The sequence below is a fragment of the Oleiphilus sp. HI0043 genome (assembly GCF_001634935.1).
Genome location: NZ_LWEY01001567.1, coordinates 1 through 19,177 on the forward strand (window position 1 = coordinate 1; position 19,177 = coordinate 19,177).

Consider the following 19,177-nt stretch of genomic DNA (forward strand, 5'->3'; position numbering starts at 1 on the left):
GGCTTATTGCTGCTCACCCAAATACTTGTTTCTGACGCAGCATCAATTAAATTGAAACATACACCGGGTTATCCCGTCGAAGCTGATCACGCTAGATTTTTATTTCGAGCCTCTCGTACTTATTCAAATACCAATGAGACGATCGCGGTATTTATCCTGTTTGCTTTGTTTGCTGTTTATAGTGGTGCCGATGCAAGCTATATCGACGCGTTTTCTGTGACCTATTTTGCTGGGCGTGTGATGCATATGTTGTGCTATTACGCGAATATAGCCTTGGCCCGGAGTATTGGTTTTGTTATTAGTCTGATTGGTTTAATTGGTATGTTTGTGACTTCGCTGACGGTTTGATAGGCCCTCATCTGCATTTTAGAGTCTCTTAGTTTGAAGACAGAGCTATCTGACTTAGCGGCGTGTGTATCAGGCTTTAACTTTCTAGTAGAAATCTCGCCCAATCGGGCAGGGTGTTTGCTTTTTTCGTTACTAATCCTTGCGTGATCTGAGCAACGAGATCGAAGGGCTTTAGGTAGTCAGAGTTGTCTAAGAGATAAGCTTTGTCTGCCAGCACTAGCGCTGTTTTTATATTTTGCATGGTGCGAGGTATACGGCTGACGACTTTATCTTCTGGTACTGCGTGACCGCCTTCTTCAATCCTTTGCTGTATTCGTGCTTTGTTAAGTTCGGGGGTTGAAAGATGAACGAAGACGATAATTACTTCGTAACCGTGAGCTTTGGCTTTTCCTACAAAGTCGATTTTGGAGGGATGAGAGAAAACGGTTTCAAAACAGAAACTACGTCCTTCTTCCAAGAGCTCATTCCTGAGCCGCTCAGCGATGGCTGCGGCTTGATAGCTATGCGCTTCAGGCGCATCGGGGAATACTTGGCGAGCGATATTATCGGCGTTAACGAAGGGTAGATCACGAGGTTGTAGCTGCGTTCTATAAAAGGTAGATTTTCCTGCGCCATTTCCTCCGGCGAGCAGCCACAGCTGTTTTGATTCTTTATTCAATTTATACTCTAGATTCTATAAATACGCCATTTTCAAAATAGCCGGTGGTGACATTACCTTGTTGGTCGATTCTTTCAAGCATGCCCTTATCAGTACTTGAGGCCTGAAAGGCATAATTGGTAGTGGTGATGTTTCTCATCAAAGAACCTGAGTCGCGTTGTTGTTCCAGGTTGCTGAATATATCGTCAGCATCAATGTCGACATTATGCGTTTCTTCTACATTGATTTTTGCAAGACCACTGTTTACTTTAATGAGTGTTTCAGGGTCTACGACACCAGAAACCCCGCGGCCTATTTCTGCCCAATATTCTATCTGTTCAGCCACTGAGCGCTTGTTAAGTTCACCACTTAACTTGGCTTGTTTCATAAGTTCACTTTCTAAACGGATAGGGGAATTGGATTTAGCCATCAAAGAATCTCCAAACTGAGGTTGATATCTGGATTGTAGCGGATTGCTACGCTTAAAGCTAATGTTTGTAGTGAATCGCTACAGATTCTTTTAGGCTCGCATGATTTGCTGTACTTAAGGTAAACTCACATTCACTATGACCCGTATTTTTGTATTCTTACTTATGTTTTCATTCTCCCAGATGTCCTCAGGATTTACCTACACCATTGAGCTGACAGAACGAAGCTTGCAAGAAAAGATTGAGGCGATGATGCCCTTAGAAAAGAAACAGTACTTCTTTACTGTTCGCTTGTCCGAGCCAAAAGTGGAGTTAATCAACGTCAGTAATGAAGTTGGCTTTTTTATGCATGTTGATGTCATCGCACCAGGCGGCTTTAAAGGTGGTGGCAGAGGTAAAATCGCCGGTACCCTCCGCTACCAGCAGGATAGCGGGGAATTTTATTTAGACTCACCTCGACTGGTCGACCTTGAGATCGACTTATTGCCAAAACAACTAACACCAAAGATTGCCAAACTGGCTGAGCTAGTGCTGTCTAAAGCTAGCGAGAAGCTTCCTGTCTATCGCTTACGTGACGATGATGCTAAGCACCAATTAGCAAAATCTACTTTGAAGTCTATCAAGGTTAGAGATCATAAACTATTGATTACATTAGGCATGTTTTAAATATGACCTCCGGCTTCTACTGAGCTCCGAATTTTGAGGGGCGAACCCTCTGCCTACGAAAGAGCTAGATGTCATGGCTGACATCTAGCTAACTGTCTGAATAAAAAAGAAAAATAAAATAATTGTGACTATTTCTGCGTTTTGTCCGTCTATATCTCTGTAAATTGGTTTTTTTGTTCTAATTTTTTTCTTCAGAATGGAGAGATATAGGAATTTCACGGTCATAGGTATCTATGTTCGTCCGTATTTGCTTTAGGTTTGTGAAGCAGGGCAGTGATATGACCATTTATTTGTTACTTTCTTAGTGAGGTCAAAAGTATGAATACATCCGTACTTTATTTGCAGGATCTTGTGAATGCTGGTGGCCCAGAGCCTGATCAGTACCCAGCATTAAAACAAGCTTTGGTTGATTTTAATCAGGCAAAGAGCCGAGGAGAATTTAATTACTATGGGCCAGACTATAAAGAAGACTTGATGGGCAAGGCGCTAAGTTTCGATACTATGCAAGGCTTGGCGTATCGAAAACCCAATGGCTATGCTGGCGACTTTGAATTATTAGAACGTATTTACGGTCACTTTCTTACACCCAAGACAGACTTAAGGAACTGGGATCAGTTCTGGAATAGTCAGGCTTTTGTTTCGGCCTTTCAACATAGCCAGCGCTACTTCGTTGACGTAATGGCTGCTGCGGAACAGCATCAGCAAGGTATGAATGTCCTAAATATCGCTTCAGGTTCTTCCCGCTCTATCGCGGATTACTTGGGGCAGTATAAAAGCGACTCGTCTTTTTTATGCATTGATCAGTCCTGGAAGGCTTTAGATTACGCTAGTATCCTGTGTCGTAAGTATAGTGATCAGGTTGGCTTTGCACATGGCGGAGTCCAAGATATTGAAAGCGATGAAAAGTATGACCTGATTTGGTCAGAAGGGTTATTTGATTACTTGAACGATGCCTCGTTTAAGCTAACCTTGGAAAAGCTAATGAGCCATACGCGAAAGGGAAGTGAAATCGTCATTGCTAATTTGAGCACTAATAACGCTAGCCAGCCCTATATGGACTTCCTTGACTGGCATGTAAACCCCAGAAGTGAAGCGCATATGACATACTTGGCGACCTGTTGCGGCCTTAAACGCTCTCAAATGCATGTTGTTCAAGACCCGGCAAAAGTGAATATGTATCTACATATTGCTCTATAAAGGCTATACTCTGCGCTAAATTTAAACTGTTCGGCAGCGGACAGTTCCCTTTTTGGGAATCTGAAGCTAACTAGCGTTCAGTGATTTTCCCAATTATTAGTTCTTAGTGCGGACACATGACAAAAAAGACCAGTAAAGCCACGCAAGATCCTCATAAGGATCGCGAAGCGCAGAAATACGAAAATCCTATTCCCAGTCGAGAGTTTATTCTTTCTCATCTGGATGCGCGCAACGCTCCGGCCACTCATCCTGAACTAGTTGAAGAGCTGTCATTGAAAGATGATGATTCAATTGAAGCTCTTCGTCGGCGTCTTATTGCTATGTCGCGAGACGGCCAACTAGTGCGTAACCGGGGTGATCGATATCTACCGGTTTCTCGCGTTAACTTGCTTAAAGGTGTGGTCATAGGTCACCGTGATGGTTTTGGCTTTGTAAAGCTTGATGAAGGCGGTGATGACCTTTACTTATCGGCTCGTCAGATGCAGATGGTGTTTGATGGCGATCGGGTGCTAGTACGCGCAGATAGGGAAGATCATCGTGGTAAACGTCATGCGGTTATTGTGGATGTCCTGGAACGAAATACCGAACAATTGGTTGGACGTTTATATCGTGAAGGCAACATCGTATTTGTCGAAGTTGAAAATAACCGCATTACCCAACAGGTTCTAATTGACTCTGATCATACGGCTGAAGCCAAGCATGGCCAATATGTCGTGGTTAAGATATTGCAACATCCGACTAAACGCACGCACGCGACCGGTCAGGTAATTGAAGTATTAGGAGACCACATGGCTCCTGGTATGGAAATCGAAGTAGCGATTCGTTCCTATAATATTCCTTTTGAGTGGCCGCCTGAAGTTCAACAAACTGTCGATACACTCAAATCAGAAGTTCTCGATAGTGACAAAGCCGGGCGTATTGATATCAGGCATTTGCCCCTTGTTACGATTGATGGCGAAGATGCGCGAGACTTTGACGATGCTGTGTATTGTCAACGAAATGGAAGCGGCTGGAAGCTCTATGTTGCGATCGCTGATGTTAGCCACTATGTACGCCCTGAGTCACCGTTGGATGTCGAAGCAAATAACCGCGCAACCTCGGTTTATTTTCCCGACCATGTTGTGCCGATGTTGCCTGAGGTTTTATCTAATGGTTTGTGTTCCCTTAATCCTAGAGTTGACCGCTTATGTATGGTCTGCGAAATGGATATTAACGCTGAAGGTTCAGTCCTTAAGAGTCGTTTTTACGAAGGGGTAATGCACAGCCACGCGCGTTTGACCTATAACCAGGTTGGAACCATTCTGGAAGAGCCCGACTCAAGTGATGGCATTCAACTTTGTGAAGATTTTGCTGATCGACTTCCCGAGCTGCACGAACTGTATGGTTTATACCAAGTGCTGGTCAGTCGTCGTAAAGATCGTGGTGCTATTGATTTTGAAACGGTTGAAACCAGAATTATTTTTGGTGATGAACGAAAAATTGATGCGATTGTACCAACTGAGCGTAATGATGCTCATAAAATCATAGAAGAGTGCATGCTCTGTGCAAATGTAGCGACAGCAGAGTTTTTATCGCGCCATAAGCTACCAACCTTGTATCGAATTCACGAGGGGCCGACAGCACAAAAACTAGAGAATGTGCGTTCATTTCTAGGTGAACAAGGTTTGCAGTTGATGGGCGGTGAAGATCCATCGCCTTCTGACTACCAACAAATTATGGCGGATATTCAGGATCGTCCTGACTTCAGCGTTCTACAAACCGTCTTATTACGCTCTATGAGCCAAGCAGTCTATGGGCCTGAAGAGAAAGGTCACTTTGGTTTGGCTTATGAACACTACGCTCACTTTACTTCACCTATCAGGCGTTATCCTGATCTATTAGTTCACCGTGCTATCAAGTCTGTTATTTATTCTGCTAAGAATAATGATTTTGACGACGTAGGTATTGCTGCGGATGCTCAGGCTCCTGAGTTAAGAAAAGCGTATAAATACCCATATGACCTAGCGAAAATGCTGGTTCTTGGTGAACACTGCTCGATGGCTGAGCGACGTGCTGATGAGGCGACGCGTGATGTAATGAGCTGGCTTAAGTGTGAGTACCTACAGCAACACTTGGGTGAGGAGTTTGAGGGTATTATCTCTGCCGTGACGGGCTTTGGCTTCTTTGTAGAGCTAGCTGATTTATATGCTGAAGGTCTAGTTCATGTCTCGACTTTAGACAGTGATTATTATCAATTTGATGCAGCGAAGCATCGCCTGATCGGTGAACGCTCAGGTAAGCGCTTTGGTCTGGGTGATAGGGTGCTTGTTCAGGTCTCAAACATCAATCTGGAAGAGCGCAAGGTTGACCTGGTTCTAGTGAGCTCAAGTTCCAAGTCACGTGACAAATTGCGCCCTAAGAAAGGTAAGCCCAAAAGCGGTAGCAAGCGCGACAGTCAGGACAAGCGGAAGGCAGGTGAGCGGCGTAAAGAAGCGGATAGACGTCAGGGAAGTGATAAACCTAAGGTTAAATCCCGAAATGGCGCAAGAAAGAAAACCGAGCGTCCGGTAAAAGCCAAGTCAAGAAAGCCGAAGTCTTCTTCAGAGTTGAAGACAGAAGAGCCTCAAGAGCTTAAATCTAGCCAGCCTTTAAAGCGCAAGCCAAGCAAGCTAGAAGCTTTAAAAAGCAAGCAAGTAAAAAAGCCCTTAAAGAAAATTAACAAGGTAAAATCAGACGCTAATTCAGAGCCGGTGACGCCAGCAATTAGAAAGCGCAAAGTTAAAACAAAAGGTTAAGAGTTAATGAATCAAGAAACCGTATTTGGTTTGCATGCAGTTGAGGCCCTAGTGCAAAAAGAGGCCGATTCGGTTATCTCTGTATTGGTACAGCAGGGTAGGGACGACCAGCGCTTATCAAAGCTTATTCGCTTGCTTCAGTCTAAAGGGCTCTCTTGTGACTATGTGCCTCGGAAGGAATTAGACAAGTTGGTCAGCGGTCGTCACCAAGGTGTTGTGGCAACTATTAAAGGGGAAGTTGAGAAGCATGAAGGGGATCTTGAAGATATTCTCTCAGCGCTAGATGAACCACCGTTTTTATTGATTCTGGATTCCGTGACTGACCCTCATAACCTGGGGGCATGTTTACGTTCAGCTGATGCGGCGGGTGTCCATGCCGTGATCGTGCCGAAGGATAAGTCCGCCCCCTTGAATGCCACTGCAAAGAAGGTGGCTTGTGGTGCCGCTGAGCATGTGCCTGTCATTCGAGTGACAAACTTAGCCCGTACCATGAAGTGGTTACAAAACTTTGGTGTATGGATAACGGGTGCTGCCGGAGAAGCGGAGCAAAATATCTATCAAACAGATCTTAAAGGCCCTGCTGCTATCGCAATGGGTGCTGAAGGCAGTGGTCTGCGTCGCCTGACGCGAGAGCATTGTGACCAGCTTACTAAAATTCCAATGATCGGGAGTGTTAGCAGCTTAAATGTTTCCGTTGCGACAGGGATTTGTTTGTTCGAGGCTTTGCGACAGCGGCAAGCTTAAAAAGTAGCGTTTAGGGCTTTTGATGAGTCGACTTTTCTCTCCTATCAATTTGCTTTTACTCTTGGTTGCTTTGCTATGGGGGCTGGGGTTTGCACCTCAGCGTTTGGCCTTGGAGGGTATGGCTCCCGTTGCCTTCAATTTTTGGCGCTTTGCTTTTGGCGCCATGATGCTATTACCCTTTATTTTTTCTTCGAAGAGTTCGCGTACAGCCTTACTTAATAAGAGAACGATTCTCGCCGGTGCAGGCTTAGGCCTACTGTTAACGGCTGGCGCTGCTTTTCAGCAAATCAGCTTGGCCTATACTAAAGTCGCCAATGTGGCTTTTATCACCGGCTTTTATGTCGCGCTTGTCCCGCTTATCGGTATCTTATTTAAGAAAAGTTACCCTTTACTGACCTGGATTGGTGGTTTGATTGCTCTGTGTGGCTTGTCCTTACTGAGCGGTTTTGATGGAAAGTTTAATTATTTAGGTGATGGCTTGGCACTTGCTGGAGCCGTTTTTTGGGCTCTTCACTTATGGGCTATCAGTTTCTGGGTGGGCAAGCATGACTTGCTTGTTCTCGCACTTTTTCAATTTATTGTCTGCGCTTTATTAAGTTTAGTTTTTTCCCTGAGCTTTGAGGGCGGCCCTATGGCTAGTCTCAACTCTGCTTATCTTTGGGCCTTGTGTAGTGGCATCTTCGTTGTGGGTATGGCGTATACACTTCAGGTCTTTGCTTTAAAGAAAGCAGACCCCTTTATTGCAGCGATCATATTTTCGATGGAGTCTGTTTTTGGCGCAATGGTTGGTTACTGGGTATTCGATGAAGTCTTAGGTATGTACGGCTTTGTGGGAGCTATACTGATGCTTCTCGGTTTTGTACTTGCGCAGTCTCATGAGAAACAGAACTAATAATCGTTATTGATTACTACTGAATCCTGATACAGCCTGCTTTTTCAGTACAGCACCCTGTTTTATCAACTTCGACTCCACGATCCGATAGCGGACATTCATCGAGTTTGTCTATCACGCCATCCTGGTCTGAATCGAGTTGGAGCTGTAGATTCTCAAATGGGGTTCTTACGATTTTTTCCACTTTAGGAATGTGTTTTTTGAAGCCAAAATAACGGCCTATATGAAAGCCGCTGAAGCGAGCATCTTTGGCATGATTGGTATAGTCAAAGCTGATGAACCAGGGACTATCGGTGAATCTGTAGTAAGCACCGATTCCCCAGGTAACTTGTACAGTTGACTCTTCTTCATAGCCAATACGCGAGTCTGTTGCTTCTGTATTGAGCCAGGTTCCCCCAAGTTTGAAGTGGGCATTGAAAGGCTTATATTGGGGTAAGAATCGATATGCAATCATTAGACTTGGGGCTCGGTATCTAATCGCCGCATCTAGACTTGCATTTAGGGTGGGGTTACTATTTTTTAAGCCCGCTTCCCCCAGGAAAGAATAGTCTAACTCCAGTGCCCATTTTTCACTGAGATGGCGACCAGCCAAGAAACTAAAGCCAATACTACTTTTGTCATTACTTGACCAGCCGTTACTTTCTCCAGAGGGGGCCAAGTAGCTATAACCTAGCCCGGCGGATACATACCAACAGGGTTGAAATAAGAGTTCTGATAAATCGTCAAATTTTAGCTCCTGAGCACACTGATTATTGTTGTCAGCCGAGGCATCATTTACATGCATAAGCAGAGGTAAAAAAACTATCGCCATCCAGAAAGCATGCTTGTGTTGTATTGCTCTGTAGCTCTTATAAAGCCAGGGAAGTAAAAGCAGCAACCATGCTAGATGGGGATTAATGGTGCCACCTGTTCCACTTTTGGCTGTGCTAATACCAGTGTCGTCATCTTCGGCAAGGTCGATAATCCCGTTGTTATCAAAGTCACCGTTTTCCAGGCCGTCAGGGTAGCCGTCATTGTCGCTATCGCGGTCCCGGTAGTTTTCAGTTCCATCTTCATCGCTATCGATAAGCGTAGAGAAAACATGACTGCTTAAGCCTGACGATGATGATAGCAGGTCAACCATACCGTCATTGTCGCTGTCAATCTCACTAAGGTCCGTACCCGGAAGATTCGCTTCTTGAAGGTCCGTTACTTCATCATTGTCCGAGTCAAGGTCCTGAAAATCGGGTACACCATCGTTGTCAGTGTCTGACACGGCAAAAGCTGACGTGATCGCATCGTCTAGGCCATCTGCATTTGCATCAACGACTGTATCGATTACACCGTTGCTGTCCAGATCAATTAGTCCTGAATTCGACTCTCTTATATCAGTTAAACCATCATTGTCACTATCCAAATCAATTTTATCAGGTTGTCCGTCAGCATCGGTATCGACAGTGAAGTCCCCTTCAATAATGTCAGGAATACCATCATTATCATCGTCTAGATCGTCAGAGTTAGTGATACTGTCACCATCAATGTCTATGGATGAGCCAAAGTTGGTCGGGTCTTCATCGACACTGTCGAGAATGCCATCGCCATCGGTATCGCTCATTGGGTCGATTTGCCCATCCTGGTCGGCATCGAGGATTGGCACGATCAGGTTATCAATGTCGAAAGGCCCATTACCATCATTTGTGCTATCACCACTTTCAAGCTCAAGGTGGTTGGGCAAACCGTCGCCATCAGTATCGGTAGGTGAGCTTGTTTGCGAATCGGGAGTGTCATGAATACCGTCAATAGGGCTGTTATCGGTACCACCTGATTCCACCACGTCTGTAAAACCGTCATTGTCACTATCGAGATCGATATAATCCGGAAAGCCGTCATCGTCAGTGTCTGGTGGGTTAATGATATCGTCGATACCATCCAGGTTGGTATCGATGCCCCCGGTGCTGTCAACATCGTAGGCGTCATTGATACCGTCACCATCACTGTCTAAGCTGGCAGTTAACTCAGCTTCAAGTTCATCATTCATACCATCGTTGTCACTGTCCAGGTCAAAGATGTTGTAGCTATTATCGCCATCGCTATCCAAAAGACTTATCGCGTCATCAATACCATCCAGGTTGAGGTCTTCTCCTCCAGTCAGGTCGACGTCAAAGCCGTTATCGATACCATCGTCATCCGAGTCGAGGTGCAATGCGACGCCATTTTCAATGGCACCGGGGAGGCCATCTCCATCACTGTCCAAATCAAGGTGGTTGAGGATAGAGTCATTATCAAAATCTTCAGCTACAAACTTATGTTCGAGATAATCAGGAATATGGTCATTGTCTGAGTCTCGATCTCGATAGTCAGGTGTGCCGTCGTTGTCACTATCTTGAGGAAGGTTTGGGTCGCTTCCCAGCTCTCCAGCATCGTTAATGCCATCATTATCCGAGTCAGTATCCAAGGCATCGAGAATGCCATCTCCATCCGAGTCAAATGGTGAACTGAGATCGGCCCCTAGCTCTTCAAGATCACTAATGCCGTCACCATCACTATCGTAGTAATCAGGGTCGAGACCCAGGCTTATCTCGTCACCGTTTGAAATACCATCGCTATCGTTATCACAAATTTCAACAGTATTATCTGGGGCACAAGCGGTTTTACTAACACTATCTTGGTCAGTTGCCTGGTTTCCAGCTCGATCAGCGATACTTGCATTAATAGTGATGTCGCCGTCTTGAAGGCTGCTTAGGTTAATTTCAGTGCTGAAGCTACCTTCGTTTGAGGTAGCGGGAGAGCAGCTCATATCGCTTTCGCTGACAGAGTTTGAACGTCCATCAGTAACGGTGATAGTAATAGTGTCGATTGTTTCTGTGCAGCGACCTGAGACCGGAAACGTTAGGATATTGCTGCTATCAGCTGAGCGCAAAATATTTAATGAAATTGTGGGTACTACAGTATCAATAAGAAGTTCGCTAATCGAGGTATCAGAGCTTATCTGTGAGGCGATATCGGTGATTTGCGCTGTGACATCATAAGTCCCATCGGCTAGCTCATTTCCGGTTGGAATAGTAAGACTCCAATTTGAACCGTCTGAGCTTAGGTTGCCATCGCCGAGTGTGTAGTTGATATGATTGACGCCGACTGAAAAGCTTGCTCCGGTCATCTGAGGAAATGTTCCCGTTAAAGTAGGTAAAGGCGACGGGCTTGCCAGATCATCGATAGTGGGGGGCGACATGAACGATACTAAGGCAACATCAGCAATTTCCGAGAAGTTGATCGTCGCGGATACTGTCGCGGTACCGACCGTGGTGTCACTTTGTAGCGAGGCTTGATATCGACCATCGCCTAAATCTGTCACATCACCAACACTGCCTAAGGTACTGGAAATGGTGACAATATCTCCTCCGTTTGTTAGAGCATTGCCATGCTCATCAATTGCTTCGACAGTGATTTGGCTAAGGGTTTGGCCGTCTGCAACAATTTGGCTCAGACTGCTGTTAACTTGACTGTTAGAGTAGTCGGCATTACCGGGAATCATAGATATGCTTGCGGTATCGGAGAGCTGTACACCGTTTAACTCTGCTGTGATTACTGCGACGCCCCTTGTTTCATCTGCGGTAAAGATGACTTGATAAGTGCCGTCACCTAAATCGTTCACGGAGCTATGGCTGCCGGCAGTTGAGTTAATAATGACGGTGTCACCACCGGAAGTAAGATAGTTCCCAGTCAGGTCAATGGCTTGAAGTGTGAGGGTGGCGGTGTCGCTGCCGTTAGCCGTCAGAACAGGTGATGATGAGTTTAGTGTGCTGTTCAGGTAGCTTGCCGGGCCCGGTACAAATTGAACGGTTGCGGTATCGACAAGGCTTTGGCCATTCATAGTCCCAGTAATCACTGCCGTGCCTGTTGTGGCTGGAGCCAGTAGAGTCGCGTTATAGCGGCCATCTCCCATATCGCTTACCGCGCCTAAACTACCAAAATTGGTATTTAAAGTAACCGTGGCGCCACCCACTTCGACACTATTGCCAAAGACGTCGCTTCCTTGAACTGTGATAGTTGTAGTATTGGAGCCATTAGCGATGACGGCAGCATCGAGACTGGTAATAACGCCGCTAGAGGCGAGTAGCGCTCCTGCCTGAAGGTTGATCATTTCAGTGTCAATAACATCTTCACCATCAAAGGTGGCGCTAATGATCGCGACACCGGTATTGGTGGGGGAGGTGTAGGTTGCGCTATAAAAACCGTCATTCAAGTCGGTGACATCACCGATACTGCCCATACTGGCCGCGAAACTAACGGTACTGCCGCCTGAGTTTAATCCGTTACCAAGCACGTTAATAGCCTGGAGCAAAATAGTTGAAGTAGTGCTTCCATCAGCCGTTAGCGTGTTTGGCGTAGCGGTGATTAAAGTATCGCTCATGGAGGCGGGTAGTGGGGTGAACTCAACACTGGTTGTATCCACAATTGTACTTCCCTCAAGACTTGCACTGATGGTGGCTGTCCCGACAGTCGTACTGCTCGTTAAAACTGCAGTGTAGCTTCCATTGCCAAGATCGGTGACCGGCCCGACGCTGCCAATATCGGCTGTAATGTCGACACTGTTTCCACCGCGTGCCAAATCATTATTGTTTATATCTGAAAGCTGAACGGTAATGACGCTCGTGTCCAGGCCACTTGCTGGCAGGCTAGCAGTATCGGCATTGATGCGAGAGGTCGCTATGGAAGGCGTATCTGCAATCAAGGAGACAGCCGCTGTATCGCTAACGGTTGCACCATCAAGTGTTGCGCTGATAGTTGCTGTGCCAATACTAATAGGTGCGGTAAGCGTTGCGCTGTAGCTACCATCTCCATTGTCGGTGCTTGTGCTTATGGACCCCGCTGTCGTGAAAAATAACACTGTTTGGCCGCTTACTGCCGTTGGTCTGTTGCTTAGGTCGTAGCCATCCAGAGTGATTGTAGTGGTGGCACTACCATTGGCGACGATGCTTGCATTATTTGCAGAGATAAGTGAAAAATTTGCGTTGGCAGGAAGTTGATCAGGCCCGGAGTCTTGTATGTGTGAATACGTTGTGGAGGCATAATCTTGCTGAAGGTCAAAGCCGCTTTCCTGGAAAAACAGGTGAGCTTCAATTAGAAAGTTGCCACTCGGTTCATCTAACTGATATGAAACACTATTTGTTCTAGTCTGAGTTTGCCCTACAAGCCCTGGAAAGTCTTCGGTGGCTTGGCTGTGCATGTTGCCGCTCTGGTCGATAAGGTTTACTTCTAGCCGGTAGCCACCCTCTCTGGTTGTGAGTACTTCGGTATCTAGGTTTAAAGTAACTGTGCCACTATCTATATCAATAGAGGACAGGCTAATATTGATGAATTCAGAGCTATCATCATCCCCTTCATCGATAAGTAATTGTCCCCAATTGACTCGAGTGGCCCAAGGGTTTGCTATGGTGACTTCGACGATATTGTTCCCGGAAACTATTTGCCCGATTGGCACGTTAAAAATATTGGTGCTGTCCTCATCTGCGACGCCGGACAGGTCCCCTAGGCCGTTGCCGTTTATAGAAATCGACACCTCTTGGCCTAATTCTTCATCGATGTCGTGAGCGTTAATAAGAAGCTGGGCAGAGGTGCTTGGAAGGCTGCCTGTCAGGTTTATGTTGAACTCTATCGGGTAGTTCAACGACGTGTCAGAAAGAATACGACCTATGTCATCATCAGAGCTTCCTGATCTTGCGTTATCTTCGTTGTCTGTATCTGTGTAGTAGGTGTCACCAGCGCTTAGAGACGGAGACAGCATTGCTAAACACAAAGCAAGAAGGCAGTACAAGCAGGTAAGGTTCTTGTTAATAGCGGATATTTGCATAGGGCCGTATATATTTACTTTATGTATATTTTATCAATAGGTGACAGCAAGGCTCTGGTTTAGAGCTTGTCGAATATTGACCTTATAGCGCTATGTCTATGCAGACTGTTTACCGATGATAGCTTATTTTGTCGTGATTTGACTAAGGTCTGACTATTACCGGCAAACTTGTGTACATTATTAGCGTTAATAACTTCTCACAAAGATATGATGCAAGTTTCGGGCCTCTCTTAAAACTCATCAGCTTTAGGTAGGCTCATTATGTTATAGGGCTACTTTTTTGATAAGTAAACGCCGCACTCAATGTGGTGGGTATAGGGGAACTGGTCAAACATCGCCAAGCGTTTGATCTCATGTGTTTTGCTCAACTGTTCCAGGTTTAGCTCCAAAGTATCAGGATTACAGGAAATGTAGACGATATTGGGGTATTGGCTGATCATTTCGCAGCTCTCGTCATCCAAGCCGGAGCGAGGAGGGTCAACGAGTACGGTTTGAAAGTCAGTTTCTTCTAGGTTGAGGTCTTTCAAACGACGGCGTTTTTGGATGCCGTTCATGTGCCCGGTAAACTCTTCGGCACTAACGCGAGCAAAGTCAACGTTATCGATTCTGTTCATTTCTTTATTGTCATTGGCAGCTTTGACTGAGGTTTTGCTAATCTCTGTAGCAAATACACGACGGAATTTATCGGCCATAGCAATAGAGAAATTCCCGTTGCCGCAATAGAGTTCAAGTAAATCTCCCTTATTGCCGTCGACACAGCTTCGGGCCCAGCTGAGCATCTTTTCGTTCATCTTGCCGTTTGGTTGAGTAAAACCACCTTCAATTTGTTTATAGCGAAGTGCTTTTCCGTCGACGTTTAGTATTTCAATAACATAGTCTTGATCGAGTAGAAGTTTGAGCTTTCTGGCTCTGCCGATGATGTGAATACCAAGCTTTTCTTTCAAACGCTTGGCTTCTTTTATCCAGATTTCATCTAACTGTTTGTGATAAATCAGAGTGACCAGCATTTCACCTGAAAGTGTACTCAAGTATTCAAGCTGAAACAGGCGATGCTTGAGTTGAGGTGACTGGTTGATCTCTTCCATCATGACAGGCATTAGCTCAGTGATAGCTTTGCTAGCAATGGGGAAGTGAGTTATTTCAATTGGCGCGTTCTTGGTCCCTTTTTCAAACATGGCATGGAAGCATCGTTCGCCTTCGTGCCAAATCTTGAATTCGGCCCTTAAGCGGAAATTTTCAACTTCACTGGCAAAGACTTCCAATTCTGGTGCAGAGAAACGCAGGAACTGCTCACGTACTTGAGCGGCTTTGTTGTCCAACAGGGAGTCGTATTGGTCGATTTGAAAGTCTTGCATGGAGCGTAATACCTGTCAGTGTTCCGAACAGCCCTATGCGTAAATAGGGCGAAATGAAAAAGGGCAGGTATTATACGTTGAACTGGCCGCTTTGCGAAATCTAATCAGTTTCTATCCGCGTATTACCAGTCGTATGTAATGATCGACGAGCAGAAATGCAAATAAGGCCGTTAGGTAGAATATTGAGTAAGCAAAGGTTTTCATTGCGTGTTGGTCAGCACTGCAGCGATATAGCTTATAAGCGTGATAAATAAAGCCCAACCCTAAGGCTACCGCCCCGGCTAGATAGATTAAGCCGGTCATTTGTATGGCAAAGGGTATCAGCGTAACGGCAAGAAGCATACAAGTATAAAGTAATACCTGTACCTTGGTGAAAGGAATGCCATGAGTCACCGGAAGCATAGGGACATCAACTTTTGCATAATCATCGCGACGGCGAATGGCCAGTGCCCAGAAATGTGGTGGCGTCCAAATAAAGATAATGAGAAATAATAACAAGGCCTCGGTGTTAACTTCACCCGTCATCGCGACCCAGCCAAGAATCGGCGGTGCAGCACCGGCAGCACCACCCCAAACGATATTGTGCGGGGTAGAGCGTTTAAGAAACATAGTATAGATGACCGCATAGCCAATAACGCAGATGAAGGTTAGTAGCGCGGTAAGCTGGTTCGTTGTCGCAAGTAAAATCGCCATAGAGAGTACGCACAAACTTAGCGCAAAACTCAGAGCTGCCTTGGATGACAGGCCTCCAGTCGGAATGGGGCGTCCCTTGGTTCGCTCCATCGTGGCATCAATTTTTTGATCCACCCAGTGATTGATTGCAGCGCCAGAAGCTGCAGCCATACCTATGCCGAGTGAGGCAAAGAATAAGGTGTCGAGGGGCACCATGCCAGGGGAGGATAAAAGCATCCCAACGATGGCGGTAAAAACAATAAGTAAAACCACATTGGGTTTACAAAGCTCGAGGTACTGGCGCCATGATATGGCGCTTGCGGGTGCAAGTGCGGTAGTGTTTGCCATTGTGAACTCTCTTTGTTGTTTTTATATTCTTCACACAAGACAACGGCTGTATAAAACATGCCTTGTTGTTTTTCTTCTAGCATTGCCTGAGCTTTTATGAACCGTTGTTTAAGAAAACTGAGCGTAGATGCTAGGTATTTTTTTGTTTATCAGTGCTTAGCTTCCGATTAATTGCGACGATAGTCAACAATAATAATGCAGCACCGCCATTATGTGCGACAGCTATCGCAGTTGGAAGAACCAGTATGATATTCAATATGCCCAAGCTTATCTGTGCGCACAAGAGAACTAACAGTAAAATGGCTAAGTTTCTTGTGCCTTGCTGGCCTGGGCCTTTTGAAAATCGTAACAGGAAAAGGGCAAAAGTGCCGACAACTAGGAGTGTCACTACTGCTCCTATTCGGTGTGTCAGATGAACCGCCGTACCCGCTTCAAGCGAAAGCGTACCACCTTCGTAATCAACACCGAGTTCTCGCCAAATTGTAAAGCCTTCAGAGAAATCGGTATTTGGCCACCATTTACCTTGGCAGGTTGGTAAATCCCAGCAATGAAGCGCGACATAGTTAGTGCTGGTCCAGCCCCCGAGTGCTATCTGACAATAGACTACGACGAGTGCCAATATGGCCCAGTTCTTAAGGCCTCGGGAAACGATAGCAGGTTTTTGTTGTCGATCACTTAGCATCGCCCAGCAAAGCAGGGCTAAAGTTAACATTCCCCCAAGCAAGTGAAGCGTAACAATTGCGGGTTTTAGTAGCATGGTGACGGTCCACATCCCTAGTGCGCCTTGAAAGCAGACGACTACGAGTAGAATTAGGGGAAGCGTGAGTTGCTGACCTTGTTCTTTTCTGCGCTTAATCGCAATAGCTGCCATTGCCAGGATTAATAAGCCCAAAGTGCTGGCAAAGTAACGATGAATCATTTCCTTCCAGGCTTTGTCGGCTTCAAATGGGCGTTCCGGGTAGGCTTCGTTGGCAGCTTGAATGTCATTGCTATCACTTGGGGCAATGAGCGTGCCATAACATCCCGGCCAGTCTGGACAGCCCAATCCGGCATCAGACAGACGAACGTATGCGCCCAGCACTATCACAAATAAAGCCAGCGCACAGGCGGCCAGGCTGATTCTGAAAAAGAGTTTGTTCATGTCGTCTCTATTATTTTTATTGAGGGGTATTGATCATGAATAAAGATGTTTTTATTACAGCTTGGGTTTATTAACCTTTAAAAGCCTTTCTAAGTCTTCCATTAAATGCTTTGGCTCCACGCCCTCAGGGTAATACATCATTAGATTGTTATAGGGGTCGACCATGAAAATACTATTTTCGACCTGAGCATGTGTTTGAGAAAATGTGTTGATCAGCACTTTGGCATCAAGGCTGTCCGAGCTCACTGTTGCTAACTGAGGAAAGGCTTGTGTAAGGTCTACTTTAAAGGGTGCTAATGCTTCGGGAGTTTTTAGTAATAGAATGGGTTTGACGACCTTGCGGTTTATTCCTGTTGATTTCCTGGCTTGTCGAATGACTAAAAGCGTATCCTGACAAGATTGTTCACAGGATGAACTCACCGTAAATAGACGCCAGCTTCCGGCTAAACTTTTATCCGAAAGTATTTCGCCAGCGCTTGTCTTGAGTGAGTACTCGCCAATTGGTAAAACGGGGGAGACTAATTGTCCATGATTTCCTAAGTCACCCACAGAAAAGCTACCTTCGCTATTCATAAAATACCAGGATGCGATATAAGGGAAGCCAAACAGCACCAGCATAATAACTAGAGGATTAACCAGGCGCTTAAAAAGGGTGGGGTTTTGTGGCTTATCAAAAGAAGGCTTATTTACTGGCACCGAAGGGTTGCTCATTTAATCACCATTAGTTGTTACTATTATTTTTATTAGGTTTGGCTTTGCTTTTAAAATTAATACCAAGAAGGGCTATTAAAACAAAGAATGCGAAAACAAACCACTGAATTGCATAGCCAATGTGCATCCCGGACTTTGCTTGGAATTTAGGCCAGTCTCTCACGAAATCTGAATCGGGTTCGGGCGCAAGTCGCAAAATTAAAGGAAGAGCTTTATAGCTGCTTTGCTGCTGAAAAACTTCCATATCCATGTAATACCACAGCGGTGGCGTAGCAGAAATAGGGTGATCGATACTCCCAAGGATGACTGGCTTAGAGCGTGGTAGAGCGAGGATGCCGCGTAAACTTAATTGCTCAGTTGGCGTCTTGAACTCAGGCAGTCCGTTTTGCTGTTTGGCCAGCCATCCGCGGTTCACCAAAATAACTTCATCTCGATTGCTTAGTAAAAAAGGGCTCATTAGGTAGTAGCCTGGTTTGCCCTTGTGAACAATATTGTCTAATAAGAATTGCTCATTAACTAGGTAGTGGCCCGTCGCAAGGGCTTTGGAGGCCGATTTAAGATGGTTGCTTTGTAGGTTTAAGTTTCTGGGAGGCAGCATGCTCAATTCTTCAAGCTCGGATTGGGTTTGCTGTTTCTCATCAGCTCGTTGCAATTGCCAAAGGCCCAAAGCACAAAAAACAAGCATCATTAGGGTGCAAAACAAAGAGAGGAAAAACTTAGGCTGAAAAGAATAGGGCATATTTAATGGTCAGTCGCAGTTCATTGAGTATTATTTTTCTGTTACGCTGAAGCTAGAACAAAGCCTATCAGAATAAGACTTAAAAAAAGGTGACCCATGAGCTTTTATAAAATTCTAATACTAATTAACTTGTTGGCGGTTCTTGTCAGTCTTGGTGCGGGCGCTTTCTTTTTAGGTAAAGATGATAATCAGCATACACGAGTGCTCACTGCGCTGACTGTACGCATATCTTTATCTATATCATTGTTAGTGCTATTAATTGCTGGCTATTATCTGGGGCTGATCGCACCGAACCAGTTTTGAGGGGCTACTTTCTAACAGGCGCAAGTGAACGTAACCGTTCACTTGTATACAAGTTGGCTTGATCTATGAATCTGAACTTTTTGCTGAAAGGTGATCTAACTTTTCATGCAGAGAGCTTAGTGACTCTTCAACACTCTTTAGTTCAGATTCTTTTTCGCTTTCATCAAGAGAGTTTTCCAAGCGATGGTTGATTTCCGAAGTTAAGGTTCGACCATTCTGTTTCGCTTGTTCTTCAAGCTTTCTTCTAAGCTCTTTTTCCATTCTTAATGAAAAAGCTTTTAATCTGTGTCCGTATTCGTCGCTCATAATTACCACAATAATGAAATATTTATTTAATGGCTACTATTATGATGTTACGGCTGTTTCACTCAACGGATTCCGTTGGCTTTCCG

General features: G+C 45.3%; 16 protein-coding genes. 7 read left to right on the forward strand and 9 right to left on the reverse strand.

Annotation, left to right across the window (positions count from 1 at the left end; translation table 11 throughout):
- Positions 1–348 (forward strand): MAPEG family protein (locus A3729_RS23315; RefSeq protein ID WP_197476006.1); only part of this gene is annotated, 348 nt, incomplete at its 5' end.
- Between the two features lie 76 nt (positions 349–424).
- Here A3729_RS23315 and A3729_RS23320 read toward each other — a convergent pair.
- Positions 425–1,006 (reverse strand): AAA family ATPase, encoded by a 582-nt coding sequence (locus tag A3729_RS23320; protein ID WP_068511330.1) that lies wholly within the window; start codon positions 1,004–1,006, stop codon positions 425–427.
- Between the two features lies 1 nt (position 1,007).
- Entirely contained in the window at positions 1,008–1,415 is a 408-nt protein-coding gene (locus A3729_RS23325) for a hypothetical protein (protein WP_068511328.1), read from the reverse strand.
- Positions 1,416–1,551: 136 nt separating this feature from the next.
- On the opposite strand from A3729_RS23325, the gene A3729_RS23330 reads away from it, so the two are divergent.
- From A3729_RS23330 to A3729_RS23350, 5 genes are all read left to right on the forward strand, one after another.
- The gene (locus A3729_RS23330; protein WP_068553717.1) at positions 1,552–2,079 is read left to right on the forward strand and encodes a DUF1439 domain-containing protein; all 528 of its coding nucleotides are present in this window, start codon (positions 1,552–1,554) and stop codon (positions 2,077–2,079) included.
- A 318-nt stretch (positions 2,080–2,397) separates the two neighbouring features.
- Positions 2,398–3,276, forward strand: a complete 879-nt coding sequence (locus tag A3729_RS23335) for a class I SAM-dependent methyltransferase (RefSeq protein ID WP_068553716.1) — start codon at positions 2,398–2,400, stop codon at positions 3,274–3,276.
- 116 nt (positions 3,277–3,392) lie between these two features.
- Positions 3,393–6,050 carry a ribonuclease R gene (rnr, locus tag A3729_RS23340; protein ID WP_068553715.1) on the forward strand — a complete coding sequence of 886 codons (2,658 nt, stop codon included), beginning with the start codon at positions 3,393–3,395 and terminating at the stop codon, positions 6,048–6,050.
- Between the two features lie 6 nt (positions 6,051–6,056).
- Positions 6,057–6,794: a 23S rRNA (guanosine(2251)-2'-O)-methyltransferase RlmB gene (rlmB, locus tag A3729_RS23345; RefSeq protein ID WP_068511320.1), complete on the forward strand. Its 738-nt coding sequence runs from the start codon at positions 6,057–6,059 to the stop codon at positions 6,792–6,794.
- A gap of 22 nt (positions 6,795–6,816) precedes the next feature.
- Positions 6,817–7,686: a DMT family transporter gene (locus A3729_RS23350; RefSeq protein ID WP_068511319.1), complete on the forward strand. Its 870-nt coding sequence runs from the start codon at positions 6,817–6,819 to the stop codon at positions 7,684–7,686.
- Between the two features lie 16 nt (positions 7,687–7,702).
- Here the strand turns inward: A3729_RS23350 and A3729_RS23355 are convergent, their stop codons facing one another.
- From A3729_RS23355 to A3729_RS23380, 6 genes are all read right to left on the reverse strand, one after another.
- Entirely contained in the window at positions 7,703–13,516 is a 5,814-nt protein-coding gene (locus A3729_RS23355; RefSeq protein ID WP_068634344.1) for an invasin domain 3-containing protein, read from the reverse strand.
- A gap of 272 nt (positions 13,517–13,788) precedes the next feature.
- A complete protein-coding gene (gene trmA / locus A3729_RS23360; protein WP_068553876.1) occupies positions 13,789–14,871 on the reverse strand; it encodes a tRNA (uridine(54)-C5)-methyltransferase TrmA in 1,083 nt (360 codons plus the stop codon).
- A gap of 111 nt (positions 14,872–14,982) precedes the next feature.
- Positions 14,983–15,891, reverse strand: a complete 909-nt coding sequence (cyoE, locus tag A3729_RS23365) for a heme o synthase (RefSeq protein ID WP_068511312.1) — start codon at positions 15,889–15,891, stop codon at positions 14,983–14,985.
- A gap of 130 nt (positions 15,892–16,021) precedes the next feature.
- Entirely contained in the window at positions 16,022–17,032 is a 1,011-nt protein-coding gene (locus A3729_RS23370; RefSeq protein WP_068511310.1) for a heme A synthase, read from the reverse strand.
- A 54-nt stretch (positions 17,033–17,086) separates the two neighbouring features.
- Positions 17,087–17,743, reverse strand: coding sequence for a hypothetical protein (locus tag A3729_RS23375; RefSeq protein WP_068511308.1), 657 nt, complete (start codon positions 17,741–17,743; stop codon positions 17,087–17,089).
- Positions 17,744–17,753: 10 nt separating this feature from the next.
- Positions 17,754–18,431, reverse strand: coding sequence for an SURF1 family protein (locus A3729_RS23380; protein ID WP_068553874.1), 678 nt, complete (start codon positions 18,429–18,431; stop codon positions 17,754–17,756).
- 147 nt (positions 18,432–18,578) lie between these two features.
- On the opposite strand from A3729_RS23380, the gene A3729_RS23385 reads away from it, so the two are divergent.
- Positions 18,579–18,785 carry a twin transmembrane helix small protein gene (locus A3729_RS23385; RefSeq protein WP_068511303.1) on the forward strand — a complete coding sequence of 69 codons (207 nt, stop codon included), beginning with the start codon at positions 18,579–18,581 and terminating at the stop codon, positions 18,783–18,785.
- A gap of 63 nt (positions 18,786–18,848) precedes the next feature.
- Here A3729_RS23385 and A3729_RS23390 read toward each other — a convergent pair whose 3' ends face one another.
- Entirely contained in the window at positions 18,849–19,091 is a 243-nt protein-coding gene (locus A3729_RS23390; RefSeq protein ID WP_082865296.1) for an Arc family DNA-binding protein, read from the reverse strand.
- Positions 19,092–19,177 lie beyond the last annotated feature (86 nt).

Bases quoted from the DNA above. Each gene is read 5' to 3' on its own strand.
- rnr (WP_068553715.1), top strand. From the start codon at position 3,393: ATGACAAAAAAGACCAGTAAAGCCACGCAAGATCCTCATAAGGATCGC.
- A3729_RS23385 (WP_068511303.1), top strand. From the start codon at position 18,579: ATGAGCTTTTATAAAATTCTAATACTAATTAACTTGTTGGCGGTTCTT.
- A3729_RS23380 (WP_068553874.1), bottom strand. From the start codon at position 18,431: ATGATGCTTGTTTTTTGTGCTTTGGGCCTTTGGCAATTGCAACGAGCT.
- A3729_RS23350 (WP_068511319.1), top strand. From the start codon at position 6,817: ATGAGTCGACTTTTCTCTCCTATCAATTTGCTTTTACTCTTGGTTGCT.
- cyoE (WP_068511312.1), bottom strand. From the start codon at position 15,891: ATGGCAAACACTACCGCACTTGCACCCGCAAGCGCCATATCATGGCGC.
- trmA (WP_068553876.1), bottom strand. From the start codon at position 14,871: ATGCAAGACTTTCAAATCGACCAATACGACTCCCTGTTGGACAACAAA.
- A3729_RS23355 (WP_068634344.1), bottom strand. From the start codon at position 13,516: ATGCAAATATCCGCTATTAACAAGAACCTTACCTGCTTGTACTGCCTT.
- A3729_RS23390 (WP_082865296.1), bottom strand. From the start codon at position 19,091: ATGAGCGACGAATACGGACACAGATTAAAAGCTTTTTCATTAAGAATG.
- A3729_RS23335 (WP_068553716.1), top strand. From the start codon at position 2,398: ATGAATACATCCGTACTTTATTTGCAGGATCTTGTGAATGCTGGTGGC.
- A3729_RS23370 (WP_068511310.1), bottom strand. From the start codon at position 17,032: ATGAACAAACTCTTTTTCAGAATCAGCCTGGCCGCCTGTGCGCTGGCT.
- A3729_RS23325 (WP_068511328.1), bottom strand. From the start codon at position 1,415: ATGGCTAAATCCAATTCCCCTATCCGTTTAGAAAGTGAACTTATGAAA.
- A3729_RS23330 (WP_068553717.1), top strand. From the start codon at position 1,552: ATGACCCGTATTTTTGTATTCTTACTTATGTTTTCATTCTCCCAGATG.
- rlmB (WP_068511320.1), top strand. From the start codon at position 6,057: ATGAATCAAGAAACCGTATTTGGTTTGCATGCAGTTGAGGCCCTAGTG.
- A3729_RS23375 (WP_068511308.1), bottom strand. From the start codon at position 17,743: ATGAGCAACCCTTCGGTGCCAGTAAATAAGCCTTCTTTTGATAAGCCA.